The organism is uncultured Oscillibacter sp. (assembly GCF_947654275.1).
GTDB lineage: Bacteria > Bacillota > Clostridia > Oscillospirales > Oscillospiraceae > Oscillibacter.
The window spans coordinates 1-25726 of sequence record NZ_CANTJS010000016.1 but is presented as its reverse complement, the minus strand read 5'-3'; the positions used below and the strand labels follow the sequence as shown (position 1 = coordinate 25726).

Below are 25726 nucleotides of genomic sequence, written 5' to 3'. Positions count from 1 at the left end.
GTCAGGCGTTTTTGTCCGCCTCCACGATCAACTCGCCAATCACATCCCCCGCCTCGTCGTAGACCGGCAGAGATCGGAACTGGCCGGCGGCCAGGTCCGTACGGGATTTCCAGAGGCCCCAGAACACATGGGTCCCGTCCGCGTTCAGGTCCTTCAGGGACACATAGCCCTTCTCTCCGTTGGAGGCCACGGCCCCCACCAAGTCGGGAGGATATCCCACCACGGCGGTCAGGGATTCGTTGGGGGCGTAGGTCTGACCGTTTTTGTTTTTGGGATATTCCCCATCCACCAGCCAGTCCCTGGCCAGATGTTCCGCCGCCTGCTGGACGGACAGGGCGCTCAGCGCCCCGGACTCCTCCTCCGGCACGTCGGGGTCGGGCCGCCGCCAGCCGTTGGCCAGGGCCTCCCGGGCCTCTTCCATGGTCTTGAAGGGGTGGCCGGGCCCCTCCTGGGGAGCGCTGCCTTTGGCGTTGGGGAAGCCCAGGGCCCGCGCCTCTTTCAGCTCCGCCAGCGTCACCTGATGATAACTCCGGGGAGCCAGGCCATCCTCGACTCCGTCGTGGGTCCCGATCAGGTTGTGCTCCGAATCATAGAGGGGAACCGTATAGCCGCTGACTTTGTTCTCCTCGCACCAGTTTTTATAAGCGTCGCGCTCCTCCGAGCTGAGGCTGAGTTCAAACCTCAGGTCCTCTCGAAGGACATAGCCGTCGCCGTCCGTGCTTGACGAAGCGGCTCTCAGGTCCGGCTCATAGCCCAGGTATTCCTCAAAGAAATGGTTGCCGTAGGTCTCTCCCCGGCTGTTCCGGGGATAGCCGCCGTCCACCAGATTTTCCGCCGCCCAGGCCTGCCACTTCTGCCGCTCGGCATCAAAGCTGCCCAGCTCATCGGCGGAGCCCTCGCCGTAGGAATACAGATTGCCGTTGTTCCACCAGGCGATGACATCCCCCGCCCGGACCTTGTCCCCGGTCTTTACCAGAAGCTTGTCACAGCCGAAGTAGGTCATGGTGGATGTCCCGTTGTACAGAATTTCCACAAAGGGGCCCCGTCTCTCCTCATAGCCGTAGTCCCGCACGCCGGCGTTGAGAATCAGGCCGTCCTGAATGGCGCAGACGGGAACGGACTTCCCCTCCTCCGGAGACACCTGCTTCCCCATACCGACGATGGTGGAGTTGATCTGATAGCTGTGGGTCTGTCGCTGATAGCCCAGGGGGTCCACGCTCTGGCCGTTGACCAGCACCTCATAGTGGAGGTGGGCCCCGGTGGACATGCCGGTGCTGCCCACGGTGGCGATGTTCTGGCCCCGGGTCACGGAGTCGCCGGTCTTCACCAGCACGCTCCGGCAGTGGGCATAATAGGTTTCCAGACCGTTCCCGTGGTCCAGCCGGACGAAATTTCCATCAGCGGCGTTGAATCCGGCCTCCTTCACCGTGCCGTTTCCGGCGGCGTAGATGGGTGTCCCCTGCTCCATGCCGCCGATGTCCACACCGGTGTGGGTCGCAACGCCGTCCCCGCCCGGCTTTGCCCGGTCGCCAAAGGAGTTGTTGATTTGGTCGCTGTCCACGGGCCAGAGCAGCCCGTCCCCCTGGGGAACGTCCGCCCTGCCCTCGGGCAGGCTCAGAGGCTTTTGGCGGTCCTCCGGCAGAAACCGGGTCAGGTCTAGGCTCCACGCCTCCGCCCCCTCAAAGGAGGCCTCCATGGTCAGCTCGTCATACCGGGCGTCCTCCACGGCGAAGGAATAGGTCCCACCGGGGGCCCACTCCGCCTGCTCGCTCTCCTCCGCCAGGTAGTGGACGCTCAGGCCCAGGCCGTCCTCCGTGGCCACGCGGCCCCGGATGAAGAGGGACCATCTGCCCTCCCCTTCGGGGATGGTGAAGGAGACCGTCCCGCCGTCATAGGCCACGCTTTCAAACAGGGCTTCCTCGGCGGTGCTGGCGATCTCCCGCGCCGCCGTCCACTCCGCCTGCTCCTCCTCGGTGGCGAGGCGCAGGCCCGTCAGGCCGCTGCCGTCGTACATGGCGTAGAGCTCCACGGCGTCGGGGCCGTAGGTCCCGTTTCCGGCGTGCTCGCTGATCCAGATCCCTGTCCAGCCGTCAAAGATGCCCCGGACCTCATGGCCCTCAAAGGTCATGGTCAGGCCGTTGCCGTCCAGGTCCGGGTCGTAAAAGGTCCAGGTCAGGCCGAAGGCCTGATAGGGCACCAGCACCTCGTCCCACAGGGCGGCGGTCTCCGCCGAGGACGCCGCCAGCAGCTCGCCGTCAACGATATCCTCATAATCGGGCGCGTCCGCATCCTGGGGCTTGGCGGTGGTGGCGAAGGCCGTGGTCATCCCCAGCACCAGAGCCAGGGCAATCAGGCAGGCCAGCCAGGATTTTTTCTTGATGCTCATAATGGCTTTGATCCTTTCTTCCATGCCGTTCTCACTAAAGGAGCTGCAAAGAGGCACGGACGCGCTTTGCAGTTCCGCCATACGGATCAGGGTCAGTGCGTAGAGCTCCCGCCGGTCCTCCCCCAGGCGGCGGACCGCCGCCTCGTCGCAGCGCAGCTCCATGTCGCGGTTGGCCAAAACGTACAGCAGCCACACCGCCGGGTTGAACCAGTGGACACAGAGAGCCGCCGTCAGAAGCAGCTTCAAAAGGCCGTCCATCCGCCGGATATGGACCTCCTCATGGGTCAGAACGCAGAGGAGGGCCTCCTCGTCGGAGAGGTCCATGGTCTTGGGCAGCAGAATCACAGGGCGGAGCAAACCATAGGTCAGGGGCGCGGCGATGCGGTCGGAGACCCGGACCTGAACCGGGTTCTTCTGTCTCCGCATCCCCTGCCAGCGGGAGACGCAGCCCCCCTCCGCCGGCAGGGATTCCCGGAAGCGCCGCCGCCAGCGGACATAGGACGCCAGAAAGGCCAGGGCCAGCACCGCCGCCACCGTCAGATACACGGCGGTCTTTACCGGGAAGGCTGGCGCGGACACGGGGACCGTCGCCGGGACGGTGGGCGTGATTCCCACAGAGGGCGCGGGCAGCACCATCACCGGGGGCTGGGCGGGCGTCACGGGAACCGCAGGTTCCGGCACAGGCGTGGCCCGGGTCAGGGATTCCCAAAATGTGTACACGCTGAGCCGGGCAGGCAGCTCCACCGGCAGCAGCAGCCGCAGAGCCGCCACCCACCACAGCGCCACAAAGGTCCCCTTGGGCAGGCGGCGCAGGGTCAGCAGGCGGAGACAGGCGGCGGCCAAAATCAGCACGGCCCCGGAACAGCTCAATTCAAGCAAAGTCATAGACGCCTCATCTCATTTCTTCCACGATCTCCTTCAGCCGCTGAATCTGCTCTGCCGAGACCCTCCGGCTGCTCAGCAGAGATGCAAACAGCAGGTCCGGAGACCCGTCGAACAGCTTGCCGATCAGCTCCTCCGTCTCTTCCGCCTGAATTTCCTCCTTGGTCACAAGAGCGTGGCAGAGAAAATTGGGCTCCGTCCGCAGAATCGCCTCCTTAGTCACGCACTTCTTAATCACTGTATAGGTTGTGTTCATGTTCCAGCCGGTCTCTTCCTTCAGGATATCGGAAATCTGTTTCGCGGTACAGTCCCCCATCCGCCAAAGCACGTCCATAACCTTCAGCTCGGAGTCAAACAGCTTCATAGTCGCTCATCCTCTCTTTCAAACTATTGCAATAGTTTATGGTGCCATACTATCACAGTAGTGCAGCTCTGTCAAGACCGTTCCCGGTATTTTTAAAATATTTTTCCTTTTTGAGGCAGGCCGGACCTCGAGGGCGCTTCACAGAGACCCGGCGTAAAAGCGCAGAAAAAGAGCCGCAGGCACAGGCCGGCGGCTTTTTCGGTTTTTTCGGGTTTTTCGAGTTTTTCGGGTTTTTGGTTTTTTTAGGTTTCTCGGTTGCTTGACAGCTTCGTAATTCCCTTCGTTCTGGAGGCTGGGGGCAGATTCCGTTCTTCCCTTCCTCCGCCTTTAAAGGGGGCTGTCCGTAATTCCCGAGGCCGTCAGCAGAGCGGTCTGGCGGAAGCCCGCCGTCCGGGCCAGCTCCGCCGCCTCGTCATAGCCATAGACAATCGCTTCAGCGCTGTGGGCGTCGGCGGTGAGGATGACCCGGCCCCCCATGGCCCGCCACTCCTTCAGCAGAAACAGGGCAGGATAGGGCGTGGACCGCCAGCCCCGGGACATGGCCCCGGTGTTGATCTCCAGAAGCGTCTCAGCCGGGTCCGCGGCATGGAGGACCTCCAGGGCGGCGGAGCGATATCGGGGATGGTCCCCGTCAAAAAACCGGCCGTCCCCGTTGAACTTGGTAATCAGGTCAATGTGCCCCAGAATGGTGGGCCTCCGGGCCGCCATTTGGGCCACGTCCTTAAAATAGAGCTCCGCCATGGTCAGAAAATCCCCGCCGCACAGGGCCCGGCAGCCCTGAACCAGAGCGTCCGGCGTGTAGTCCACGCTGTAATATGCGCCGGTCTCCCCGTCATACAGGTGGTGCACGGAGCCTATCCAGTAATCGAAGTCCGCCGGGGAAAAGGCCATGTCGGAACGGCTGTCCAGCTCGATGCCCAGCAGTACGTCCATCCGCCCGGCGAACTCCTCCCGCAGGCGCAGCACCTCTTCCCGGTAGACCGTCAGGTCCAGGGGCAGGGTGCAGCCCTCGTCCACAGGGGCAGGGGTATGGCTGTGACCGGAGGCCCCGAAGGAAACCGCCCCGGCCTCATAAGCCGCCCAGGCCATCTCCGACAGGGAGTTCGTTCCGTCGCAGAGGCGGGAGTGGGTATGGACGGAGCAGAAGGGTCCGCTCACTGCATCCGCTCCTGCTTCACCTTATGGTCCACCACATGGCGTTTCTCCAGCTCCCGGGTGACGTCCTCCACAGTAATGCCCATCTGCACCATCAGCACCATCACGTGATAGCACAGGTCGGCAATCTCATAGACGGTTTCCGCCCGATCCTCTTTCCGTCCGGCGATGATGACCTCGGTGCACTCCTCCCCCACCTTCTTGAGAATCTTATCCAGGCCCTTCTCAAAGAGATAGGTGGTGTAGCTGCCCTCTCTGGGGGAGGTCTTCCGGCCCTCGATCAGACGGTAAAGGCCCTCATAGCTGAACTGCTTCAGCTCCTCAGAGAGGTGGACTGGGCTGAAAAAACAGCTCTCCGCCCCGGTATGGCAGGCGGGACCATCCTTCACCACCTCCACCACCAGGGCGTCGGCGTCGCAGTCGGCGGTGATGGACACCACGTGCTGCCGGTTCCCGCTGGTCTCCCCCTTCCGCCACAGCTCCTGACGGCTGCGGCTCCAGAAGCAGGTCCGGCCCTCGTCGATGGTGACAGCCAGACTCTCGGCGTTCATATAGGCCAGTGTCAGAACCTCCTTGGTGTAGTGGTCCTGAACAATGGCGGGAATCAGTCCTTTTTCATCAAATTTCAAATCCATAATCTGCTCCTTATTCCTTCAACGCTTCTTCAGTCTAAATCATCCATGCACAGGCGGCGCCCCGGGTCCCGGCAGAAAAAGGGCTCTCTCCCCCATTGTCGGTCCCTTGCTCCATCAGCCTGCCGGATGTTGGACACCGCGCAGGAACTCTCCCGGGTCTCCACGCCCTCCGGAAACTGCACCAGTGTTCTGTACCGGAGAAGGACGCCCGGCACAGCAGCAGAGCGCCTTTTTCTTCCGGCTCATCCAGACGCCTCCCGTCAGCCCGGGAACTTGATATACTCCGGCGGCACTGCGTCTGTCAGCCACACGCCGTTCTCAGAGAGATAGAATGTGCATCCATCCTCGTGCATCCTGCCGGAGGCCACCTGCAAAATCACCGGCCTGCCACGGCGGCGGCCCACCTTCACGGCGGTCTCCACGTCCGGCGACAGGTGGACGTACTGCCGTTTCTGTCTGGTCAGGCCCTCCTTTTGAATGGAGCCCAGGAACTGGCCCACGGTGCCGTGGTACAAAAATTCCGGCGGCTCCCGGGCCTCCAGCTCCAGGTCGATGGGGATGCTGTGGCCCTGGCTGGCCCGGATGAGGGTTTTGTCTTCGTTGAAGCTGTAACGCTGCTTCTCGTCCGTTTCCACGATGTGAGTCAGGTCCTCCATGGTGAGATTCATTCCCATGAGGATGTTCCGGACCTCCGCCCAGCCGTGGCGGTCCAGGGTAATGCCGATTTTTTCCGGCTGATGCCGCAGGACCAGACTGAGGAACTTGCTGGCCCTGGTGTAATTTCTCATATGTATTTCCCCTTCACAGGCGCATTTCCACGCCCCGGTCCCGCAGATATTGCTTCAATTCCCGGATGTCCACCTGCTTCGTGTGGAAGATGGAGGCCGCCAGCCCCGCGTCGATGCCGGGATGGGTGAAGAGCTCCGCAAAGTCCTCCCTCTTCCCCGCGCCGCCGCTGGCGACGATGGGCACCTTCACCCGGGCCGCCAGCGTGTCCAGCATCTCCAAATCGAAGCCCTGCTTCACGCCGTCGGTGTCGATGGAGTTCAGTACAATCTCCCCGGCGCCCTCTCCCACGCCCTTCACAGCCCACTCCATGGCGTCGATGCCGGTGTCCTCCCGGCCCCCCTTGGCAAAGAGCCTGAATTGTCCGTTTACCCGCTTCACGTCCATGCTGAGGACCACGCACTGGTCGCCGTACTTCTTCGCCGCCGCCCTGATGATACCGGGGTCGGCAATGGCGCCGGAGTTGACGGAGACCTTGTCCGCGCCGCATTTCAGCACCCGGTCGAAGTCCTCCAGGGTCCGGATGCCGCCCCCCACGGTAAGGGGAATGAAAATCTCAGAGGCCACCCGGCGGAGGATGTCCGTAAACAGCCCCCGGCCCTCGGCGGAGGCGGTGATGTCATAGAACACCAGCTCGTCGGCCCCGGACTCGTTGTAAAACCGGGCCATTTCCACCGGGTCCGCCATGTCCCGCAGCCCTTCGAAGTTGGTCCCCTTCACCACCCGGCCGTTTCTCACGTCCAGGCAGGGAATGATTCGCTTTGCCAGCATGATTCAGCCCTCCATCTCGTCGATGACGGTCCGCAGGTCCAGCCGTCCCGTATACAGGGCCTTGCCCAGAATGGCGGCGGCGACGCCGGTGCGCTCCAGCTCCCGCAGCTCCTCCAGGGTGCTGACGCCGCCGGAGGCGGTGATCTCCAGGCCGTCGATGGTCACAAGCTCCCGATAGATCTCCAGATTGGTTCCCCGGCCCGCGCCGTCCCGGCTGATGTCGGTATAGATGACGGTTTTCACGCCCGCGTCCCGGAGGCGGCGGCAGAAGTCCACGCCCTTCTCCTGTGAAAGCTCCTTCCAGCCGTTGACGGCCACATAGCCGTCCCTTGCGTCCACGCCCACGGCAATCTGGTCCCCGTATTTCCGGGCCATCCGGGCGGTGAAATCGAAATCCTTCACCGCCACGGTGCCCAGGATGCAGCGGCCCACCCCCAAGTCCAGATACTGGCAGATGCGTTCCTCCGTGCGGACGCCGCCGCCCACCTCGATATAGAGACCGCCCTGTTTGGCTATGGCGGCAATGCTGTCAAAATTGGCCATGGTGCCGTCCCGGGCCCCGTCCAGGTCCACCACATGGAGATACCGGGCCCCGGCATTGATAAACTCCCGGGCATAGGCGCAGGGGTCGGTCCCGTAGACTGTCTCCTGGCCGTAGTCCCCCTGATACAGGCGAACCACCTGTCCGCCCCTCAGGTCAATCGCTGGAAAAATCCGCATAAGCCCCTCCCCTCACAGGTGCACCTTACAGGTCAGTTCTTCCACATTCAGACGGAAAACCAGAGTCTTTTCCAGCGCCGCCTGACCGAGTTCCCATTGGTCCCGGCCTGTGGCATGGGCCAGAATGGCCAGAAGCCCCGTCCGCTTCTCCGCCTCCGTCTCCAGCAGGGTCACCGGACCGCCGCCCATGACGCTCTGGAAACGGGAGGTGGTCTGCTGGGCCGTCTCGCCCCGGACCCACTCGTGGCCGCAGTCCATCTCAAAGGCAGCCCACCCGGTTTTGCGGATCAGGTCTGCTTTCCGGCCCTCCCGGGCGCCGTGGAAATAGAAGACATAGCGCCCCTGACTCTCCGCAAAGCCGAAATCCAGAGGGACGATATAGGCCCGGCCCTCATCGCACAGGCCCAGGCGGCAGCAGTCACAGGCAGCGATAATCTCCCGGATTTTCGCCGGATCCGTGACCTCCCGATCATTTCTTCTCATACTCTTACCTCAATTTTTCCTAATCTCCGGAACCGCTGTGCCGGAGCACCGTCACAAGGCCGGCGATGCCGCACAGCAGCGACACGGCCCAGATATAATCTCCAATGACCGGCGTCCACACATCTCTCAGGACAAAGTAAAGCAGCAGCCCGAAGAACATCCAGGCAAACCCTGCCAGCTGTTTTTTCATATTCCGCACCTCACAATTCCGCAAATGCCTTCAGCAGCCGCAGCCCCGCGTCCCCGGATTTTTCCGGGTGGAACTGAGCGCCCCAGACGTTCCCCCGTCGAACCGCGCCGGTGACGGCCACGTTTCCGTATTGAGAGGTCCCCAGAATATCGTCCCCGCAGTGCCGGGCGTAAAAGCTGTGGACATAGTAAACATATTCCCCGTTCCTGAAATACCTGAACAGCGGGTCGTCCTTCCTGATATCCAAGCTGTTCCAGCCCATGTGAGGAACCTTCAGCGTCCCGTCCTCCAGGTCCTCCCCCAAAGACGCCACCTCGCCGGGAATCAGCCCCAGTCCGGCGTGCTCGCCGTACTCAAAGCCCCTGTCGAACAGCAGCTGCATCCCCAGGCAGATGCCCAGGAGGGGCTTCCGCGCCGCCTCCTCCAGCAGGACGGGAATCAGCCCCGTGGCGTCCAGCTTTTCTCTGGCGTCTCCAAAGGCCCCCACGCCGGGAAGCACAATGCGTTCTGCCGCCCGGAGCTTCTCCGGGTTCCGGGTCACCTCGGTTTCCAGTCCCAGGGCATGAAGGCTGGAGGTCAGGGAGAACAGATTTCCCACGCCGTAATCCACAATGGCAATCATTTACAGGACCCCCTTTGTGCTGGGTATTTCGTCCGGGTGCCCGGGGTCAAGGGCCACGGCGGCCTTTAGCGTCCGGCCCAGGCCCTTGAAAACAGCCTCTAAAATATGGTGGGTGTTCTCCCCCGCCATCTGCCGGACATGGAGGGAGCCGGGACAGTTCCGGATGAAGCCCAGCCAGAATTCCTGGGCCAGCTCCGTGTCAAAGCTCCCCACCCTGGCGGCGGGCAGATTCACCGCCCAGCCCAGATAGTCCCGTCCGGAGAGGTCCACGGCGCAGAGGACCAGGGTCTCATCCATGGGCAGGAGAAACTGCCCGTAGCGGACAATCCCCCGCTTGTCCCCCAGCGCCTCCTGAAACGCCCTGCCCAGGCAGATGCCGATATCCTCCACGCTGTGGTGATCGTCCACCTGGGTGTCTCCATGACAGGTCACAGAGAGGTCGAAATCCCCATGGCGGGCGAAGAGCTCCAGCATGTGGTCCAGAAAGCCGCAGCCGGACGCAATCTCCGCCTTCCCCGTTCCGTCCAGGTTCAATGTCAGCTGAATCTGCGTCTCCCGTGTGTCCCGCCGTATGGTTGCGGTCCGCATGTTCATCCCTCCTTACAGCGCTTCCAGAATCCGGTCCAGGGCGTCCGCCAGAGCCGCCATCTGTTCCATGGAACCGATGGTGATGCGGACGAAGTCCCGCAGGCGGTCCTTGTCGAACCAGCGGACCAGAATGCCCTCCTCCTTCAGCAGCCGGTACAGCTCCCCGCCGGAGATGCGTTGGGATTTGGCGAAGACAAAGTTGGCGGAGGAGGGCAGCACCGTGAAGCCCAGCCGCTCCAGCTCTCCCGTCAGCCAGGCCCGGTTCCCCTGAACAGCCTTGCAGCAGGTCTCGAAATAGGCGGCGTCCTCCACGGCGGCGGCCCCGGCAATCAGGGAGAGGCGGTTGACATTATAGGGGTTGAAGCTGTACTTCACCCGGTTCAGGTCCTGAATGAGTCCGGCATGGCCCATGGCGAAGCCCACGCGGCCCCCGGCCAGAGACCGGCTCTTGGACATGGTCTGCACCACCAGAAGATTGTCATAGCGGTAAATCATGGGGACGCAGCTCTCCCCGCCGAAGTCCACATAGGCCTCGTCCACCACCACCACCCGGCCGGGGTCCTTCTCCAGAAGCCTCTGGATGTCCGCCCGGGGAATGGCCATGCCGGTGGGGGCGTTGGGGTTGGCGATGAAAATGGGGCCGGGAAACTCCATGTAGTCCTCCACATTCAGGGAGAAATCCTCCCGGAGAGGAATCCGCTCCGCCTCCAGTCCGAAGAGGGCGGTCTGGGCCTCGTAAAAGCCATAGGTGATGTCGGCAAAGGCGGCGGGCTTCCCCTGGCCGCAGAAGGCCCGGAAGGCAAAGGCCAGAATCTCGTCGGAGCCGTTGCCGGTGATAACGTTTTCCGGCTGAAGCTCATAGTACCTGGCAATGGCGGCGTTCAGCGCGGCGCAGGCGGGATCGGAATACAGGTAGAGCTTTTGCAGCTCCGCCCTGCTGACGGCCTTCGTCACCCGGGGCGAGGGCGGAAAGGGGCTTTCGTTGGTGTTCAGCTTGATATACTGCTGGTCCTGGGGCTGTTCGCCGGGGGTGTAGGGTGCGCAGCGAAGGGCCTCCAAAGAGAGGAATTGACTCATAAGATAACCTTCTTTCTATTAGGAATTAGAAATTAGGAGTTAGGAATTTCCCGCGTTAGGAGTCAATTACTCATTCCTAATTCCTCATTCCTAATAACTCAGTAGTTGTGGTCCTCCTCCCGATACCGGAGGGGGATTTCAAAGCCCGCCATGACATCCAGAAGGGCCTGGATCTGGTCTTCGCTCAGATCACGGCAGCAGATATTCAGCACATGGTCCTGGCAAGGGTTGTTCCGCCCGCCATACCAGAATGTCCAAAAATGGACGTCGCTCCAGGCGTCCGGCTGCTCCAGGCAGTCCATGCGGAGTCCCTCCGGCTGATATCCATTCCATGAATGCTCCCGAAAGCCCGGCAGTGCCCGGAGGGCCTCTGTGATCTCCTCCGCGGGCAGAGGGACCAGCGCCTTCATCTGATTGCCGAGACGATACTTTTCATAGACTGTTTGGGGGTCCAGCACCGCGCCGGGCTTCAGACGGTAAAACACCAGATTCACATTGGTCACCGGCGGATAATCTCCATGGAAGAGGAAATAGACCGTTTCCTCCAGGGAATTATGACTGGAAAATTCAAAGCAGAGTTCCCGGACGTCCCCGGCAGTCCATTCCCGCCCGGTCAGCCGGTTCAGTTCCCGGAGCTCGTCCGCTTCCGGCAGGGAATCCTCCCAGGGGCCGCAGCCCCATTCATAGTCCCAATTCTCCACCAGGGCCCTGACCTGCTCATAATTTTTCTTCTCCATATCAGTCCTCTTTTCTGGAAAGGGCCGACCGGGCGTGTCCCTCCAGCCCCTCCCGGCGGGCAAAGTCCGCTACCCGGTCCGCGCAGGCGGACAGAGCCGCCCGGTCATAGCAGAGGAAGCTGGAGCGCTTCATAAAATCGTCCACTCCCAGAGGGCTGGAAAAACGGGCGGTGCCGCTGGTGGGCAGGGTATGGTTGGGCCCGGCGAAATAGTCCCCCAGGGCCTCCGGCGTGGACCGGCCCAGGAAGACGCTTCCGGCGTTTCTGATTTGGGGAAGCAGGGCAAACGGATCGTCCACGCACAGCTCCAGATGCTCCGGGGCGATGCGGTTGACAACCTCCACCGCTTTGTCCAGGCTGTCCGTCACAATGATTTTTCCGTTGTCCTCAATGGACTGGCGGGCAATCTCCTTCCGGGGCAGGTTCTCCAGCTGCCGCTCCACTTCCGCCTGAACGGACTCCGCCAGCCTCCGGCTGTCCGTTACCAGCACCGCCGAGGCCAGCGCATCGTGTTCCGCCTGGCTCAGCAGGTCCGCCGCCGCCCACATGGGATTGGTTTTCCCGTCGGCCAGCACCAGAATCTCGCTGGGGCCGGCAATCATGTCGATGTCCACCCGGCCAAAAACCTTCCGCTTGGCGGTGGCCACATAGATTCCGCCGGGGCCCACAATCTTGTCCACCCGGGGCACGGTCTCCGTCCCATAGGCCAGAGCCGCCACGGCCTGGGCCCCGCCAATCCTGAAGACCTCCGCCGCCCCTGCCAGCTCTGCGGCCATCAGGGCCTCCGGGCTGACAGTCCCGTCCTCTCCCGGCGGTGTGACGACAACAATCTCCTCCACCCCGGCAATCCGGGCCGGAATCACGTTCATCAGAATTGTGGAGGGAAAGGCCTCCGGGCTCCGGGGCACGCAGATGCCCACCTTTTCAATGGGGGTCCACCGCTGGCCCATGATGACCCCCGCCCGGTCTGTCAGAATAAAATCATTGTGCCTCTGCCGTTCATGGAAGCGCCGAATGTTCTCCGCCGCCGCCCTCAGCGTCTCCATGAAATAAGGGTCCACCGCCTCACGGGCGGCGGCGAACGCTCCGGCGCTCACCCGAAGAGTTTCCCGGGCCAGCTTTACGCCGTTGAACCGCTCCGTATACTCCAGCAGGGCGGCGTCTCCCCGCGTCCGTACCTCCCGGATGATCGCGTCCACGGCCTCGGAGACGTCCTCCTCTGCCTGGATGTCCCGGTTCAAAAACTCCTCCGGAGACAAGCTGTTAAACTCCAGAATTTTCATCATGAGACCGCCGCCTCCTTCAATTTCTTCAGCAGCGCTTCTATCTCCCGGCCCTTGAACTGGAAGCTGGCCCGGTTGGCGATGAAGCGGGCGGAGATGGGCATAAATTCCGTCAGCACCTTCAAATGGTTTTCCCGCAGGGTGGTCCCCGTCTCCACAATGTCCACAATCACATCGGAGAGGCCCAGCAGAGGGGCCAGCTCAATGGACCCGTTGAGCTTGATGATGTCGATGTCCCGGCCCCGGGCCGCATAATAATCCTTGGCAATATTCACAAACTTGGTCGCCACCCGAAGGGTACGGCTGGGGTCGTCCGCGAAGTCCTCCGGACCAGCCACGCACATGCGGCACTTCCCCAGACCTGTGTCCATCAGCTCGTACACATCGGCGCCGGATTCCTCCAGAATATCCTTGCCCACGATGCCGATGTCCGCCGCGCCGTGCTCCACATAAATCGCCACATCGCTGGGCTTCACCAGGAAGTAACGGATACCGGCCTCGGGATTTTCCACCACCAGCTTGCGGCTCTCGTTGTAGTCCTCGGGGCAGCCGTAGCCCACGCCCGCCAGGAGCTTGTAAACCTTGTCCCCCAAACGGCCCTTGGGCAGAGCCACATTCAGCATCACCGGTTCTTCCCGCTCCGCGGCGTCCCCCAGACGGTCCAGCTCGTCCAGATACAGGGCGAAGCCCACCGCCTTCCCGCCGGGGCGGAACTGCTCCGCCAGGGGGTCGTACCGTCCGCCCCGGAGCACCGCCCGGGGCAGGCCCGCCAGATAGCCCTGCAAAACCAGGCCGTTGTAATAATCCATGTCGTTGACCAGAGACAGGTCCAGCCGCAGGCACTCCGTCTGCCCCTCCGCCGTCAGGGCTCCGCAGAGCTCCCGCAGCTCCGTCAGGGCGGCTCCCATGGCGGCGTTGAGGGCAATGGGCTCCGCCGCCTCCAGCACGGATTCCCAGTCCCCGGAGAGGGTCCCCAGCCGCCTCAGGGCGTCGGCCCCCTGGCGGGAGAGTCCCGCCGCCTCGGAGGCGTCCTGAAGCTCGTGGAGATTCCGGTCCCGGAGACAGGCCAGCAGCCGGGGGCGGATGTGCTCCGGGGCTCCCACGGCGTCCAGAAGGCCCGTGACAAAGCCCATATGGCTGAGCTCCAGCACAAAATCCCGGCCCGTCAGGGCCAGCGACCGCCAGGCCAGGGACACGGCCTGAGCCGTGACGGCGGCGTCCACCGCGCCGATGCACTCCAGGCCCATCTGCCGTATCTCCTGAAAGGTGTGGCTCTCCTGGCTGGGGCGGTAGACGTTTTCCAGATAGTAGAAGCGGCCGCAGCCCCCCGCCTCATACTGGGCGTTCTTGGCGATGGAGAGGGTCACGTCCGGCTTCAGCGCCAGCAGCCGCCCGTCCAGGTCCGTGAAGGTGATGACCTGGTCGGAGGCCAGAAACCGCCGGTTTTCCTGATAGAGGCCGTATTCCTCAAACCGGCCCATGTGATACTGGCGGAAGCCCGCCTGCTCGTACAGCAGCCTCAGCTGCAAAGAGACCCGCTCCTGAGGCCGGAGAATGTTCAGATCCAATTCCATGGGGTTCCTCCTTGTGGGGCCGCGCCCCATTGATGGACTTTAGTGTACTCCAGTCTTTTAATAAAGTAAAGCGCTAATTCGATAGTGAAACAGAATTTTCTGTTTTTAACAAAAGCTCCGGTTTCTGCAAGACGATTTTGCACGTACCGACGGGAAAACGGCTCCCGTCCAAGGAGCGTCCAGGTCCTGCAAGGCGGAGGGCCGTTTCCATTTGGCATAGACAAAAAGGTCTTTGATAGCGGAATAAAAGACCTGCGGACGGGAGCCAACAAATTCAGCGTCCATCCTGTTCCGCCGCTGTCACACCATCTTTTCCGGCCTGACCGTCTCGTCGAATTCCTCCGCCGTCAGCAGACCCAGAGAGAGGACCGCCTCTTTCAGGGTGGTGCCGTCGTGGAGGGCCTTCTTGGCGCAGGCCGCCGCCTGCTCATAGCCAATCTTCGGCGTCAGGCAGGTCACCAGCATCAAAGAGTTGTTCAGATTTTCCTTCATCTTCTCTTCGTTGGGGACGATGCCCTCCACGCAGTGGACCCGGAAGGAATCCATGGCGTCGGCCAGAAGCCGGGCGGAGAGCTGGAAATTATAGGCCGACACCGGCAGGAAGACATTCAGCTGGAAATTCCCCTGGCTGGCGGCGAAGCCGATGGCGGCGTCGTTGCCCATCACCTGCACGGCGGCCATGGTGACGGCCTCGCACTGGGTGGGGTTCACCTTGCCGGGCATGATGGAGCTGCCGGGCTCGTTCTCCGGGATACGGAGCTCTCCCATGCCGCAGCGGGGGCCGCTGGCCTCCCAGCGGATGTCGTTGGCAATCTTCATGAGATTCGCCGCCAGGGCCTTCAGCGCGCCGTGGGAGAATACCAGGGCGTCCTTGCTGGTGAGGGCGTGGAACTTGTTGGGGTCCGGCTGGAAGGGCAGGCCCGTCAGCTCGCACAGCTTCCCGCACACGGCCTCGTCATAGCCCCTGGGGGCGTTGAGGCCGGTGCCCACGGCGGTGCCGCCAATGGCCAGCCTGCAAAGCTCCTCCCGGGCAGTCCGGAGCATCCGGCAGGGGGCCTCCACCAGGTTCCGCCAGCCCGAGACCTCCTGGGCGAATTTCAGCGGCGTGGCGTCCTGAAGATGGGTCCGGCCAATGCGAATGAGGTCCGGCCAGGCGTTTTCCAGGTCCTGAAACGCTGCCGCCAGCCGCTCCGCCGCCGGGAGAACCTGATTTGTCACCGACAGAGCCGCGGCGATATGGAGGGCGGAGGGATAGGTGTCATTGGAGGACTGGGAGGCGTTGACATGGTCGTTGGGGTGGAGCCTGACCCCCCGGTCCGCCGCCAGATGGGCGATGACCTCGTTGACATTCATATTGGTCTGGGTGCCGCTGCCGGTCTGCCAGACCACCAGGGGAAACTCCTCGTCCCACTTCCCCGCCCGAATCTCCCGGCAGGCGGCGGCGATGGCCTGGGCCTGCTCCTCCGTCAGCTTGCCGGCGGCGGCGTTGGCCAGGGCGCAGGCCTCCTTCAGATAGGCGAAGGCCTCGATGATCTCCTTGGGCTGCCTCTGGCCGCCGATTTTGAAATTCTCCAGGCTCCGCTGGGTCTGCGCGCCCCAATGGCGGTCCGCCGGGACGGCGATCTCACCCATGGTGTCGTGTTCCATCCGAATATTCATAGCATCCTCCCCGTTTTGTCAAAGATTTGCGATGCTCCTATTATATCGGGAAGCGGGGACAAACGCAAGTCGGGGAAGCGGCAAACATTTTCCCCCGGCGCGGCCCTTTGCTGGCTGTTTTGACAGAGGTGCTTCCCATCCGGCCGCAGGCCCAAAGGCACCTCCGCCTGTGTCCCGCCGTTTTCGCCAATTGCGCTAAAAAGAGGGGCGGCGGAAGGTTGGCTTTCTGCGTCTTCGCCACTTGCCAAGAAAAACGGGGCTTGATAAAATGTTGTTACGCGGCTATGCGGCAGGACTGCGGCCCTGGCCGTTTCCAAACACAACAGATATGAGGTGCTATATGTATCGTACCGTAATTTTCGACCTGGACGGAACCCTGCTGGACACCATCGAGGACCTGGCCGGGGCGGGCAATTGGGTTTGCCGGCGGAACGGCTGGCCGGAGCACAGCGTGGAGACATTCAAGACCATGGTGGGCCACGGAATTCCCAATCTGGTCTCCCGGTTTTCCCCGGAGAACTGCCGCAGCCCTCTGATGCTGATGAACACCCTGTCTCAGTTCACCGCGTATTACGGCGCTCACAACATGGAAAAAACCCACCCCTATCCCGGCATCCCGGAGCTGGCGGCACGGCTGAAGGCCGCCCGGATTCAGCTGGCGGTCTACTCCAACAAGGCCGACGGATTCAGCCAGGAGATCATCGACCACTACCTGCCCGGCCTGTTTACCCTGGTCCGCGGAAAGGTGGACGGCGTGCCGGTAAAGCCGGACCCCGCCGGTATTTGCAGCGTCATGCGGGCCCTGGAGGCGGAGACCGACGAAACCCTGTTCGTGGGAGACAGCAGCGTGGACATCCAGACCGGCCACAACGCACGGCTGATGACCTGCGGCGTCACCTGGGGCTTCCGCTCCCGGGAATCCCTGGAGGCCGCCGGGGCGGACTACCTGGCGGACACCATCGAAGAGCTGGAATCCGTCATCATGGAGCGCTCATGAATCTGAGCTTCGATCAGGCGGCGGAGCTGCTGGATGAAATCGCGGAGTCCTTCCCCCCCGCCCTCTTCGATGGGCTCAACGGCGGTGTAAACCTTCTGAGGGAGGCCAAGCCGGACCCGGAGCTGCCGGACCTGTGTATTATGGGCGAATACTGTCACGATCTGCTGGGCCGGTATATCAATCTCTATTTCGGTTCCTTCGCCGTTCTGGCGGAGCAGGAGAACTGGAGCCCCAGAATCTGGGCCCGGGAGCTGCGCCAGACCCTCTCCCACGAGCTGACCCACCACATGGAGGCCCGGGCCGGCCTCCACGCCCTGGACGACAAGGACGCCGCGGAGATGGACGCCTGGCGGGAGGAACTCGGGGACGAGGACTGAGCCGTCCATATCCCCTCAAAAAATGCCGGAGCGTGTCCCGGCGCATATTGCAGAAACGTGAACGCCCGCCGGGGAACGCTGTTTTCCGGCGGGCGTCGGCGTATCACCGGCCGGCAAACCGGAATACCACATTGGGAGAAAGCGAGATGGAAAACAAACTCACAGTCAGTGAGGGCAGACAGCTGGCGCAAAAGCGGCTGAAGCTCTTTTTGCAGCCCCTGGGATTCCAGTCCCGTCCGCGCCCTTACAAGCGCTTTCTGCGTGCGCGTGAGGAATGGATAGACGAGATATCCTTTTACACCGACCGCATCCACGGCAAGGTCCTATGCTATATCTTTCCGCGGTTCGCGCCGCTCACCTGGCTCCAGTGTGACCGGGAACGGCTTTGGCGGGCAGAGGGAAAACCGGCTTCCGACCTGAATTGGGACTATATACGGCTGCTTGACGAGGGCCCGGACTATTTTGAAGCGGTGTGGCGGGACATCGTCCATGCGTTGGAGCGGAGGGTTCTGCCTCAGATGGAGCAGATGACGGCGGACCGGTTTCTCTCCCGGCAGTCACAACCCGGCAGCGATACGGGGGACTTGTTCCTTCCCTACCGGAATCAGGCGATTGATTTGCGGCATCGCAGTCTCAGCTGTGACCCCATCGCCGCAGGCCACGGCATGGAGCTCTGGCACCTGGGCCGGTTCGACGAGGGCGTTCCCTATCTGCGGTTTGCCCAGGAGGGGTATCATGCGCAGTTAGCGGGCCTTGCTCCGGAGGAACGGGAGACCTTTCGCAAGCAGTATCTGGAGCTGGCTCTTCTGGACGAGCTGCTGGCACTGTGGGAGCAGCAGGAGGGAGATTGGAAGCAGGCTATCCGGAGAAAACTCGACCAGACTGCGGCAGATTGGTCCATGTATGTGTAGTTCCGGTTCTCCCCCTCAGAGTCGTTTTTCGAAAGCGCCATCACGGATTACACAGGAAACAGGAAAAAAAGGGCAGGACAAACCGCTGCGGTCTGCCCTGCCTTTTTTCTTGTGTCCCGCCATCGAACGCCCTTGCATACTTGCCCTGCGCTTATTTGGTGGGAAACCCGAACTGCTCCCGCATATCGAACAGAAAGCGGAGAAAGCTCTTGGGATACGGGATGAAGCTCCCCCCGTCCACCATGTCCAGCACCTCGTCCAGCCCGGCATAGCGGACGGCGGCGACCTCCTCCTTCTGACAGATCAGCTCCTCCGGCTTCAGGTCCCCGGTGACAATGAAAAAGTCGTCAAATCCCCCCTCAAAGTTGACCGTCACCGAAGGGCGGCGGCCGCTGAGGTCCAGGGAAACACCCAGCTCCTCCCGGAATTCCCGCTCCGCCCCCTGGCGGCTGGTCTCCCCCGCGTCCACGCCTCCGCCTACAGACACGTCCCAAAGACCGGGCCAGATATGCTTTTCCGCCGTCCGCTGCTGAATCAGCAGACGGCCCCGGCTGTCAAAAAGGCAGACGTGGACCACCATCCGGTATTCCCCGGGTCCCTTTTTGCCCTGCCGCTCTGCCGTTCTCCCCAGAGGGAGACGGTTTTCATCATAAAGATCTACAAGCTCCTTCACTTCCATCGCGCCGTCCTCCTACTGCCGCCGGGCCGTGTCGTAATCGCCGCCCCGGCGGTAAAAGGGACAGGCGGTTTGGGTCTGCTGAAGGAACCGGGCCATATCGTCCTCGTCCAGGTCCGCCTCACAGACCCAGGCGTCCAGCTCCTCATCAAAATCGTAGTATACGCAGTCCTCACAGATATTGGACATCCGGCATCACCTCTCTTAGAGAATCATAGCATAGATGCCGTCCACATCCAAGTGTTTTTTTATCACCAGCTCCTCAATGGCCTCCCGGCTCTCCGCCGGTCCCGCCCAGCACAAGCCGCACCCGGCGGAGATGCTCCGGGGCAGGGGGATAATCCGCCCCGGCAGGCCCGCCGCCCGGCAGGCGGCCTCCATGGCCATGGCGGCGAAGGTGGTGGAGAACGCCACTACGCATTTTTCCGTTCGCTTCCACATCAGTCCGCCTCCAGCGCCAATATCCGGACGCCCTCCGCCGCCGCGTCCGTTTCCTCCTCCGTATTGAACCAGGACCAGGAGAAGCGGACCGCCCCCTGCTCCTCCGTCCCCAGGCATCTGTGAATGCGGGGGGCGCAGTGGGCGCCGGGACGGGTGGCTATGCCAAAGCGCTCCGCCAGCTCGTCGGAGACCTCGGAGGAATCACAGTCCCCGATATTCAGCGCCACGATGGGGGCCCGGAGGGGCCTGGAAAAATCGCCATACACCCGGACCCCGGGCAGCTTCCGGACCGCCTCGTAAAACCGGCGGGCCAGGGCGTCCTCACGGGCATGGACGGCCTCCACTCCTGTCCCGGCCAGGAAGTCCAGCGCCGCCCCCAGGCCGGCGATGCCGTGTCCGTTCAGCGTCCCCGCCTCCAGCCGGGTGGGATACCCGGCCGGCTGGGTCTCGGAATAGCTCCGGACGCCGGTGCCTCCCACGGCAAAGGGCCGGACCTCCAGCCCCTCCCGGAGGCACAGCCCTCCGGTGCCCTGGGGGCCCAGCAGGCCCTTGTGGCCGGTGAAGCAGAGGACGTCCACGCCCTGGGCCGCCATGTCAATGGGGATGCTCCCCGCCGTCTGAGAGGCATCCAGAATCAACAGCAGCCCGTGTTCCCCGGCGAAGCCGGAAACCCGCTCCAGGTCCAGCAGGTCCCCTGTCAGATTGGAGGCGTGATTGCAGACCAGGGCCCTGGTGTTCCCCCTCAGAAGGCCGGGAAGCGCGCCGTAATCCAGCCGCCCCTGCCGGTCCGCCGGGAGAAAATCCAGACCCATCCCCCGGTCCCGCAGGCGGTACAGGGGGCGGAGCACGGAATTGTGCTCCCAGTCCGTGGAAATCACATGGTCCTCCGGCCCCAGCAGGCCGGAAATGGCGGTGTTCAGGGCCTGGGTGGAGTTCTGGGCAAAGCACACATGGTCCGCCCTGGGACAGCCGAACAGCGCCGCCAGCTTCTCCCGGACGCCGTAGACGGTCCGGGCGGCGGCAAGAGCCCCCTCATGGGCCCCCCGGCCGCAGCTGCCATAGGAGGTCAGGGCCTCCGTCACCGCCCGGACCACGGCGGCGGGCTTGGTCCGGGTCGTGGCGGCATTGTCCAGATAAATCACGGCTTGACAACCTTTCCCGCCCCCGCCAGCTTCTCCACGATGGTGTACATATTGGTGACGCCGCCCACCTCCAGGTCCTCCGTCAGTCCGTAGTGATTCAGGCAGGTGCCGCAGGTGAGAATCTCCACGCCCTGGGCCTCCAGATGCTTCAGGTCCTCCAGGGCCCCGGAGCCCCGGCAGGTCAGATGGGCTCCGCCATTGTAGAACAGGACGGTCCGGGGCAGCTGCGGCAGCTGGCTCAGGGCGTACAAAAAGCCCTTCATCAGAACGGCTCCCAGCTCATCGCTGCCCCGGCCCATAAAGGCGCTGTCCACCGCCGCCACCAGGCCCCCCCGGCTGTCCGGGACACAGGTCAGGGCGGGCTCCTCCACCGGCGTCTCCCCCATGGGCTCGGACACCTCCATGGTTACCACAAATTCCTGTTCGGACCGTTTTTCCGCCTTCGCCGTCAGCCGGTGGCCGGAGGCCATCCGGGTCAGGTTCTGCACGGCAATCTCATTGTCCACATGGACCTCCAGCACCCCGGGCTCTGTCATAGCCCGCAGGGCCCGGGTGGCCTTGACCACCGGGATGGGACACTGCTCGCCCACGGCGTTTACAACGACTGTGTTCATCAGGCGCTCCTCCTTCATATCCGTCAGGTGACGGGAATCCTGTCCCCATTGTACCGCCGGGGCACGGAAAACGCAAGGGTTATTTTCTCTCCAGTATAACGAATGCCGTGTCCCGCTTCCTGACAGACCGGGTACAAAAGAGGGCACAAGAGCGCAAAATCCACAAAATCCGCCGGACTTTTGAAAGAAGAACCGTGCAGCCTGCCCTTTTTTTCACGTTAACTTGACAGAGCAGGGCCCGGACCATAAAATAAGGTCATATCACCGGGATTATTGAAGGATTCGAGGTCGTTTTCATGAAAACACCCTTTGTCACAAAAGACCAGCTGGAGGCCATCGCCGCCCGGCACCCCACCCCCTTCCACATTTATGACGAGAAAGGCATCCGGGAGAACGCCCGCCGCTTAAAGGCCGCATTCTCCTGGAACCCCGGCTTTCGGGAGTACTTTGCCGTGAAGGCCACCCCCACCCCTGCCATTATCAAAATTCTCCGCCAGGAGGGCTGCGGCTGCGACTGCTCTTCTCTGGCGGAGCTGGTGATGTCGGAGCGCTGCGGCGCCGCCGGGGAAGAAATCATGTTTTCCTCCAACAACACCACCGCCGAGGAATTCCAGGCGGCGGCCCGGATGGGAGGCATCATCAACCTGGACGACATCACCCTCATTGACACGCTGGAGGCCGCCTGCGGCATTCCGGAGAAAATCTGCTGCCGCTTCAACCCCGGCGGCGTCTTCACCCTGGGAGAGACCGGCGAGGGCTTCCAGGTGATGGACAACCCCGGCGACGCCAAATTCGGCATGACCCGCCCCCAGATGACCGAAGCCTTCCGGCGGCTGAAGGCCATGGGAGCCAGGGAATTCGGCATTCACGCCTTCCTGGCCTCCAACACCCTGTCCAACGAGTATTACCCCGCCCTTGCCCGCATTCTCTTCCAGCTTGCGGCGGAGCTCTGGCAGGAAACCGGGTGCAGGATTACCTTCATCAATCTCTCCGGCGGCATCGGCGTCCCCTATCTCCCGGACCAGGCAGCCAACGACATCGCCGCCATCGGCGCGGGCGTCCGGCGGGCCTATGAGGAGATTCTGGTCCCTGCCGGCATGGGGGACGTGGCGCTCTATACGGAGCTGGGCCGGTATATGCTGGCCCCCTACGGCCATCTGGTGACCAGGGTCATTCACGAAAAGCACATCTACAAGGACTACCTGGGCGTAGACGCCTGCGCCTGCAACCTGATGCGGCCGGCCATGTACGGCTCCTATCACCACATCACCGTCATGGGCAAAGAGAACGCTCCCTGCACCCATTCCTATGACGTTTCCGGCAGTCTCTGTGAGAACAACGACAAATTTGCCGTGGACCGGATGCTGCCCGAAACCGTCCCCGGCGACCTGCTGGTCATCCACGACGCCGGGGCCCACGGCTTTTCCATGGGCTATAACTACAACGGAAAGCTGCGCTCCGCGGAACTGCTGCTGCGGGAGGACGGCAGTGTGGAACTGATTCGCCGGGCGGAGACTCTGGAGGATTATTTTGCCACGCTGGTCTGGTAAACACGTTTGAAATAAGGAATGGAGGCGGGGATATGATTTTGACGGTGCCCTGTCTGCTGGGGCTGGAGAGCCTGGTGGCGGACGAGATGCGGCGGCTGGACCTGAAGGAGGTCCGGGCGGAAAACGGCCGGGTCCACTGCTCCGGCGGCTTTGCCGACATCGCCCGGCTGAATATCAATCTGCGCTGCGGGGCCCGGGTTTTAATGGAGCTGGGCTCCTTCCCCGCCCCGGATTTCGAGGCGCTGTTCCAGGGGGTGCTGGCCCTGCCCTGGGAGGACTTCATCCCCGGCGACGGAGAGTTCCCGGTAAAGGGCTATTCCCTGAATTCCGCGCTCCATTCCGTCCCCGCCTGCCAGTCCATCGTGAAAAAGGCCGCCGCCCAGCGGCTGGGCCGGGTCTATGGCCGGGAGACTCTGCCGGAAACCGGCAGCCGCTACCAGATTCAGTTTGCCATTGTCAAGGACCGGGCGTTTCTCTACCTGGACACCTCCGGCGAAGGCCTGTACAAGCGGGGCTACCGGGCCCGCAACATGGGCGCGCCCCTGCGGGAGACCCTGGCGGCGGCACTGGTCATCCTCTCCCGCTACCGGGGGAAGGATTCCTTCTGCGACCCCTTCTGCGGCAGCGGCACCATTCCCATTGAGGCGGCCCTGATTGCGAAAAACCGGGCTCCCGGCCTGGACCGGCGCTTTGCCGCCCAACGCTGGAAGCCCATGGATTCCAAGCTGTGGCTGGAGGCTGCCGATGAGGCCATGGATCGGGAATTTCACGGGAATTATGATATCTGGGGCGGCGATATCGACCCGGCGGCGGTGGAGCTGGCCCAGCATAACGCGGAGCTGGCGGGGGTTTCCGACTGTGTGCGTTTTGAGACGGCGGACGCAGGAAAATTTCACCGGGACAGTGAATATGGCCAGCTGGTAACCAACCCGCCCTATGGCGAGCGGCTTTTGGAAAAGCAGGAGGCCGAAGCGCTGTACAGGTCTTTCGGCCAGGCGCTGCGGACCCTGCCGCCGAAATGGCGGGTGCTGGTTCTCAGCTCCCACACGGAATTTGAGCGCTGTTTTGGCCGCCAGGCGGACAAAAAACGGAAGCTGTACAACAGCATGATTAAGTGCGATGCCTTCCAGTTTGGGCGATAACGGAAAATTTTCCGGCTCCGGAGCGGGTTACCCCTTGCAACCCAGGGGAAAATGTGGCATAATAAACGTGGTCCTGCCGCAGGGCCCGCAAATGTGGGCCTCCCCTCCGGGCCGGTTTAACCGGCTCTGCTCCGGCAGCATTGTCCGGCCGGAAATACGGCTGTTCGGATTCAGCGTCAATATTTCTGCCTGTGCGGTCAAGGGACAGCGGCGGTATGGAACGGCTGTCACAGGGCCGGCCCGAAATTATGTTTTTGATTCAAAAAACCGCATATGTTCACATGGAGACGTATCGAAGTGGTCATAACGAGCCTGACTCGAAATCAGGTAGCCCTCAAGGGCTCGTGGGTTCGAATCCCACCGTCTCCGCCATGCGGAGTGTCCTTATAGGATTTGAGTATCCTTTGAGGACACTCCGCATTATTTTTGCTCAAAATCCTATACGGCGATCCGCTCCGGGGAGTAGCTGACGGCTACTCCCTTTCTCGTCCCCATCGTGATCTCCGCAGCCGGGATTTTCCGACGGTCAGGGACGGAGAAAGTGCCGATACAGTTGTAATAGATGGTGATGTGCTGGGTGGTAACGCCGTCCTGCTTTTCCGCATGGTACACGTCGATATGGTCAATCAGCTCCGCCACCATGCGCTGGGTAATCTCGGTGGCGTTGGTGTACCGCCGGACCGTTTCAAGAAACGTGTCAACGTCCATCCTCTGGCCCTCGCTCTTTTTCAGCTCCAGCCGCAGCGCCTTGATCCGCTTGGCGTTCTCCCCCTGCTCCTGCTCGTACCGCTGGGACATTTTCGCAAACCGGGCGTCGCTGATTTTCTGGCTCACGTTGTCCTCGTAAAGCCTCTCGAAAAGCCCGTCAAGCTCTTTGTCCCTCGCCAGCAGCCCATCCAGCTCCCGCTGCTTCCTGGCCCGCTCATTCTCCGTCACCTTTGCGGAACGGCCCATCATGGCCTTGATGAAATCGTCCTCATACTCGTTGGCAAAAGAGGCCAGCCGGTTTACCTCGTACAGCACCACCCGCTCCAGAAATTCCAGCCGAATGTAATGGGTCTTGGAGCACTTGCGGAGGCCGGAATTATGGTTTTGACAGCTAAAGAATTTAATAGTGTGGTTGCCTTGGTTGAAGTGGAAGTTGAGGTTGCCGCCGCACTCCGGGCATTTGAGAACGCCGGAAAAGGCACTTGGCTCCTGGGTGACGGTGGGCCGCCTCCGGCGGGTCCCCTTTTTCATGCTCTGCACCTTTTCCCAGGTGGGCCGGTCTATAATGGCCTCGTGGACGTTGAGGAAGATTGCCCGGTTCTCCTCCGGGTTTTCAATCCGCTTTTTCATCTTGTAGGACTTGGAGTAGGATTTGAAGTTAATCACGTCACCGCAATACTCCTGCAAGGTGAGAATTTTCTTGATGGTGGTATGCCCCCATTTGGTGGGCTCCACGGTGCTTTTGGAACCGCCCCGGCTGGTTCCCTTGCTCCGCCAGTAGTAGGTGGGATTGAACACCCCATCTTTCTCCAGCGCGGAGGCGGTTTCTGCCAGCCCGTAGCCGTCCAGGGCCATTTGATAGATACACCGGACAACGGCAGCGGCCTCCAGGTCAATCACCCAAAAGCGGGGATCGTCCGGGTTCTTGATGTAGCCATAGGGAGGCGGAGACAGCGGTATGCCGAAATTGCCTTTCATTTTGTTCACGATCCGGCGCTTCTTGGAAATATCGCGGGCATAGTATTCGTTCATGATATTCCTTGTGTGGGGGAAAAAGATGCAGACCCAAAACCGTTGCGGCACAATGGTTTCGGTCGTTTTGGGGCATAAGAAAAGAGCGCAGGATCGGAGCCGGCGTTTGCCTCTCCGGTCCTGCGCTCTTTTCTCATGCTTTCGATCAGGGCAGTGTTTCATCGATCACCACATCAACATCCCTGATTTTGACCTGAATGTTGCCGGCGTCCACCACCGTGATCC

Annotated in this window: 27 protein-coding genes and 1 tRNA gene; 6 read left to right on the top strand and 22 right to left on the bottom strand. The window is 62.1% G+C overall.

What is annotated here, in order from left to right; all coding sequences use genetic code 11:
- Position 1: 1 nt before the first annotated feature.
- The 16 genes from Q0063_RS06025 to fumC form a co-directional block, all read right to left on the bottom strand.
- The gene (locus Q0063_RS06025) at positions 2 to 3271 is read right to left on the bottom strand and encodes a M56 family metallopeptidase (protein WP_297871075.1); all 3270 of its coding nucleotides are present in this window, start codon (positions 3269 to 3271) and stop codon (positions 2 to 4) included.
- Positions 3272 to 3278: 7 nt separating this feature from the next.
- Complete coding sequence (locus Q0063_RS06020; RefSeq protein ID WP_297871074.1) at positions 3279 to 3632, bottom strand: BlaI/MecI/CopY family transcriptional regulator; 354 nt, start codon at positions 3630 to 3632, stop codon at positions 3279 to 3281.
- Positions 3633 to 3959: 327 nt separating this feature from the next.
- A complete protein-coding gene (locus tag Q0063_RS06015; protein WP_297871073.1) occupies positions 3960 to 4790 on the bottom strand; it encodes a histidinol-phosphatase HisJ family protein in 831 nt (276 codons plus the stop codon).
- A complete protein-coding gene (gene hisIE / locus Q0063_RS06010; protein ID WP_297871116.1) occupies positions 4787 to 5425 on the bottom strand; it encodes a bifunctional phosphoribosyl-AMP cyclohydrolase/phosphoribosyl-ATP diphosphatase HisIE in 639 nt (212 codons plus the stop codon). The genes Q0063_RS06015 and hisIE overlap by 4 nt, the downstream gene beginning before the upstream one ends.
- A 257-nt stretch (positions 5426 to 5682) precedes the next feature.
- The gene (locus Q0063_RS06005) at positions 5683 to 6210 is read right to left on the bottom strand and encodes an RNA 2'-phosphotransferase (RefSeq protein WP_297871072.1); all 528 of its coding nucleotides are present in this window, start codon (positions 6208 to 6210) and stop codon (positions 5683 to 5685) included.
- Between the two features lie 13 nt (positions 6211 to 6223).
- A complete protein-coding gene (gene hisF / locus Q0063_RS06000; protein ID WP_297871071.1) occupies positions 6224 to 6979 on the bottom strand; it encodes an imidazole glycerol phosphate synthase subunit HisF in 756 nt (251 codons plus the stop codon).
- A 3-nt stretch (positions 6980 to 6982) separates the two neighbouring features.
- A complete protein-coding gene (gene hisA, locus Q0063_RS05995) occupies positions 6983 to 7699 on the bottom strand; it encodes a 1-(5-phosphoribosyl)-5-[(5-phosphoribosylamino)methylideneamino]imidazole-4-carboxamide isomerase (RefSeq protein WP_297871070.1) in 717 nt (238 codons plus the stop codon).
- Between the two features lie 12 nt (positions 7700 to 7711).
- Positions 7712 to 8182 carry a pyridoxamine 5'-phosphate oxidase family protein gene (locus Q0063_RS05990; RefSeq protein ID WP_297871069.1) on the bottom strand — a complete coding sequence of 157 codons (471 nt, stop codon included), beginning with the start codon at positions 8180 to 8182 and terminating at the stop codon, positions 7712 to 7714.
- Between the two features lie 19 nt (positions 8183 to 8201).
- A complete protein-coding gene (locus tag Q0063_RS05985; RefSeq protein WP_297871068.1) occupies positions 8202 to 8372 on the bottom strand; it encodes a hypothetical protein in 171 nt (56 codons plus the stop codon).
- Positions 8373 to 8382: 10 nt separating this feature from the next.
- Positions 8383 to 8994 carry an imidazole glycerol phosphate synthase subunit HisH gene (hisH, locus tag Q0063_RS05980; protein ID WP_297871067.1) on the bottom strand — a complete coding sequence of 204 codons (612 nt, stop codon included), beginning with the start codon at positions 8992 to 8994 and terminating at the stop codon, positions 8383 to 8385.
- A complete protein-coding gene (gene hisB, locus Q0063_RS05975) occupies positions 8995 to 9582 on the bottom strand; it encodes an imidazoleglycerol-phosphate dehydratase HisB (protein ID WP_297871066.1) in 588 nt (195 codons plus the stop codon). It lies immediately after the preceding gene.
- Positions 9583 to 9594: 12 nt separating this feature from the next.
- Positions 9595 to 10659: a histidinol-phosphate transaminase gene (gene hisC, locus Q0063_RS05970; RefSeq protein ID WP_297871065.1), complete on the bottom strand. Its 1065-nt coding sequence runs from the start codon at positions 10657 to 10659 to the stop codon at positions 9595 to 9597.
- Positions 10660 to 10757: 98 nt separating this feature from the next.
- Positions 10758 to 11396 carry a hypothetical protein gene (locus tag Q0063_RS05965; RefSeq protein ID WP_297871064.1) on the bottom strand — a complete coding sequence of 213 codons (639 nt, stop codon included), beginning with the start codon at positions 11394 to 11396 and terminating at the stop codon, positions 10758 to 10760.
- 1 nt (position 11397) lies between these two features.
- A complete protein-coding gene (gene hisD, locus Q0063_RS05960) occupies positions 11398 to 12681 on the bottom strand; it encodes a histidinol dehydrogenase (protein ID WP_297871063.1) in 1284 nt (427 codons plus the stop codon).
- On the bottom strand, positions 12678 to 14252 hold the full coding sequence (gene hisG, locus Q0063_RS05955; protein WP_297871062.1) for an ATP phosphoribosyltransferase: 1575 nt from the start codon (positions 14250 to 14252) through the stop codon (positions 12678 to 12680). The genes hisD and hisG overlap by 4 nt, the downstream gene beginning before the upstream one ends.
- 300 nt (positions 14253 to 14552) lie before the next feature.
- A complete protein-coding gene (gene fumC, locus Q0063_RS05950; RefSeq protein ID WP_297871061.1) occupies positions 14553 to 15911 on the bottom strand; it encodes a class II fumarate hydratase in 1359 nt (452 codons plus the stop codon).
- Between the two features lie 340 nt (positions 15912 to 16251).
- On the opposite strand from fumC, the gene Q0063_RS05945 reads away from it, so the two are divergent.
- From Q0063_RS05945 to Q0063_RS05935, 3 genes are all read left to right on the top strand, one after another.
- Positions 16252 to 16908 carry an HAD family hydrolase gene (locus Q0063_RS05945; protein ID WP_297871060.1) on the top strand — a complete coding sequence of 219 codons (657 nt, stop codon included), beginning with the start codon at positions 16252 to 16254 and terminating at the stop codon, positions 16906 to 16908.
- A complete protein-coding gene (locus tag Q0063_RS05940; protein ID WP_297871059.1) occupies positions 16905 to 17285 on the top strand; it encodes a metallopeptidase family protein in 381 nt (126 codons plus the stop codon). Before Q0063_RS05945 ends, Q0063_RS05940 begins: the two co-directional genes overlap by 4 nt.
- Before the next feature lie 146 nt (positions 17286 to 17431).
- A complete protein-coding gene (locus tag Q0063_RS05935) occupies positions 17432 to 18196 on the top strand; it encodes a hypothetical protein (protein WP_297871058.1) in 765 nt (254 codons plus the stop codon).
- Between the two features lie 151 nt (positions 18197 to 18347).
- On the opposite strand, the gene Q0063_RS05930 is transcribed toward Q0063_RS05935, so the two are convergent.
- Genes Q0063_RS05930 through yedF form a run of 5 tightly spaced genes read right to left on the bottom strand, consistent with a single transcriptional unit; the run spans position 18348 to position 21069 of the window.
- A complete protein-coding gene (locus Q0063_RS05930; RefSeq protein ID WP_297871057.1) occupies positions 18348 to 18875 on the bottom strand; it encodes an NUDIX domain-containing protein in 528 nt (175 codons plus the stop codon).
- 12 nt (positions 18876 to 18887) lie between these two features.
- A complete protein-coding gene (locus Q0063_RS05925; protein WP_297871056.1) occupies positions 18888 to 19061 on the bottom strand; it encodes a DUF6472 family protein in 174 nt (57 codons plus the stop codon).
- Positions 19062 to 19076: 15 nt separating this feature from the next.
- Entirely contained in the window at positions 19077 to 19313 is a 237-nt protein-coding gene (locus Q0063_RS05920; protein ID WP_297871055.1) for a DUF3343 domain-containing protein, read from the bottom strand.
- On the bottom strand, positions 19313 to 20455 hold the full coding sequence (locus Q0063_RS05915; protein WP_297871054.1) for an aminotransferase class V-fold PLP-dependent enzyme: 1143 nt from the start codon (positions 20453 to 20455) through the stop codon (positions 19313 to 19315). Before Q0063_RS05915 ends, Q0063_RS05920 begins: the two co-directional genes overlap by 1 nt.
- The gene (yedF, locus tag Q0063_RS05910) at positions 20452 to 21069 is read right to left on the bottom strand and encodes a sulfurtransferase-like selenium metabolism protein YedF (RefSeq protein WP_297871053.1); all 618 of its coding nucleotides are present in this window, start codon (positions 21067 to 21069) and stop codon (positions 20452 to 20454) included. The genes Q0063_RS05915 and yedF overlap by 4 nt, the downstream gene beginning before the upstream one ends.
- Positions 21070 to 21365: 296 nt before the next feature.
- On the opposite strand from yedF, the gene Q0063_RS05905 reads away from it, so the two are divergent.
- The 3 genes from Q0063_RS05905 to Q0063_RS05895 all read left to right on the top strand — a co-directional run bounded on the left by Q0063_RS05905 (position 21366) and on the right by Q0063_RS05895 (position 24133).
- Positions 21366 to 22619, top strand: coding sequence for a diaminopimelate decarboxylase (locus tag Q0063_RS05905; protein ID WP_297871052.1), 1254 nt, complete (start codon positions 21366 to 21368; stop codon positions 22617 to 22619).
- Between the two features lie 32 nt (positions 22620 to 22651).
- Entirely contained in the window at positions 22652 to 23761 is a 1110-nt protein-coding gene (locus Q0063_RS05900; protein ID WP_297871051.1) for a class I SAM-dependent RNA methyltransferase, read from the top strand.
- Between the two features lie 283 nt (positions 23762 to 24044).
- Positions 24045 to 24133: transfer RNA gene (locus tag Q0063_RS05895), tRNA-Ser, on the top strand.
- A 66-nt stretch (positions 24134 to 24199) separates the two neighbouring features.
- On the opposite strand, the gene Q0063_RS05890 is transcribed toward Q0063_RS05895, so the two are convergent.
- A complete protein-coding gene (locus tag Q0063_RS05890) occupies positions 24200 to 25501 on the bottom strand; it encodes a DUF4368 domain-containing protein (RefSeq protein ID WP_297871050.1) in 1302 nt (433 codons plus the stop codon).
- Positions 25502 to 25726: the final 225 nt, after the last annotated feature.

Excerpts from the sequence above, each read along its gene's own strand:
- Q0063_RS06020 (WP_297871074.1), bottom strand. The coding sequence starts at position 3,632 with ATGAAGCTGTTTGACTCCGAGCTGAAGGTTATGGACGTGCTTTGGCGG.
- hisA (WP_297871070.1), bottom strand. The coding sequence starts at position 7,699 with ATGCGGATTTTTCCAGCGATTGACCTGAGGGGCGGACAGGTGGTTCGC.
- hisB (WP_297871066.1), bottom strand. The coding sequence starts at position 9,582 with ATGCGGACCGCAACCATACGGCGGGACACACGGGAGACGCAGATTCAG.
- hisF (WP_297871071.1), bottom strand. The coding sequence starts at position 6,979 with ATGCTGGCAAAGCGAATCATTCCCTGCCTGGACGTGAGAAACGGCCGG.
- Q0063_RS06005 (WP_297871072.1), bottom strand. The coding sequence starts at position 6,210 with ATGAGAAATTACACCAGGGCCAGCAAGTTCCTCAGTCTGGTCCTGCGG.
- hisG (WP_297871062.1), bottom strand. The coding sequence starts at position 14,252 with ATGGAATTGGATCTGAACATTCTCCGGCCTCAGGAGCGGGTCTCTTTG.
- Q0063_RS05920 (WP_297871055.1), bottom strand. The coding sequence starts at position 19,313 with ATGTGGAAGCGAACGGAAAAATGCGTAGTGGCGTTCTCCACCACCTTC.
- Q0063_RS05990 (WP_297871069.1), bottom strand. The coding sequence starts at position 8,182 with ATGAGAAGAAATGATCGGGAGGTCACGGATCCGGCGAAAATCCGGGAG.
- Q0063_RS05965 (WP_297871064.1), bottom strand. The coding sequence starts at position 11,396 with ATGGAGAAGAAAAATTATGAGCAGGTCAGGGCCCTGGTGGAGAATTGG.
- hisC (WP_297871065.1), bottom strand. The coding sequence starts at position 10,659 with ATGAGTCAATTCCTCTCTTTGGAGGCCCTTCGCTGCGCACCCTACACC.
- Q0063_RS05945 (WP_297871060.1), top strand. The coding sequence starts at position 16,252 with ATGTATCGTACCGTAATTTTCGACCTGGACGGAACCCTGCTGGACACC.
- yedF (WP_297871053.1), bottom strand. The coding sequence starts at position 21,069 with ATGAACACAGTCGTTGTAAACGCCGTGGGCGAGCAGTGTCCCATCCCG.
- Q0063_RS05940 (WP_297871059.1), top strand. The coding sequence starts at position 16,905 with ATGAATCTGAGCTTCGATCAGGCGGCGGAGCTGCTGGATGAAATCGCG.
- Q0063_RS05985 (WP_297871068.1), bottom strand. The coding sequence starts at position 8,372 with ATGAAAAAACAGCTGGCAGGGTTTGCCTGGATGTTCTTCGGGCTGCTG.
- Q0063_RS05890 (WP_297871050.1), bottom strand. The coding sequence starts at position 25,501 with ATGAACGAATACTATGCCCGCGATATTTCCAAGAAGCGCCGGATCGTG.
- Q0063_RS05900 (WP_297871051.1), top strand. The coding sequence starts at position 22,652 with ATGATTTTGACGGTGCCCTGTCTGCTGGGGCTGGAGAGCCTGGTGGCG.
- Q0063_RS05935 (WP_297871058.1), top strand. The coding sequence starts at position 17,432 with ATGGAAAACAAACTCACAGTCAGTGAGGGCAGACAGCTGGCGCAAAAG.
- Q0063_RS05905 (WP_297871052.1), top strand. The coding sequence starts at position 21,366 with ATGAAAACACCCTTTGTCACAAAAGACCAGCTGGAGGCCATCGCCGCC.
- Q0063_RS06025 (WP_297871075.1), bottom strand. The coding sequence starts at position 3,271 with ATGACTTTGCTTGAATTGAGCTGTTCCGGGGCCGTGCTGATTTTGGCC.
- fumC (WP_297871061.1), bottom strand. The coding sequence starts at position 15,911 with ATGAATATTCGGATGGAACACGACACCATGGGTGAGATCGCCGTCCCG.
- Q0063_RS05930 (WP_297871057.1), bottom strand. The coding sequence starts at position 18,875 with ATGGAAGTGAAGGAGCTTGTAGATCTTTATGATGAAAACCGTCTCCCT.
- hisD (WP_297871063.1), bottom strand. The coding sequence starts at position 12,681 with ATGATGAAAATTCTGGAGTTTAACAGCTTGTCTCCGGAGGAGTTTTTG.
- Q0063_RS05925 (WP_297871056.1), bottom strand. The coding sequence starts at position 19,061 with ATGTCCAATATCTGTGAGGACTGCGTATACTACGATTTTGATGAGGAG.
- hisH (WP_297871067.1), bottom strand. The coding sequence starts at position 8,994 with ATGATTGCCATTGTGGATTACGGCGTGGGAAATCTGTTCTCCCTGACC.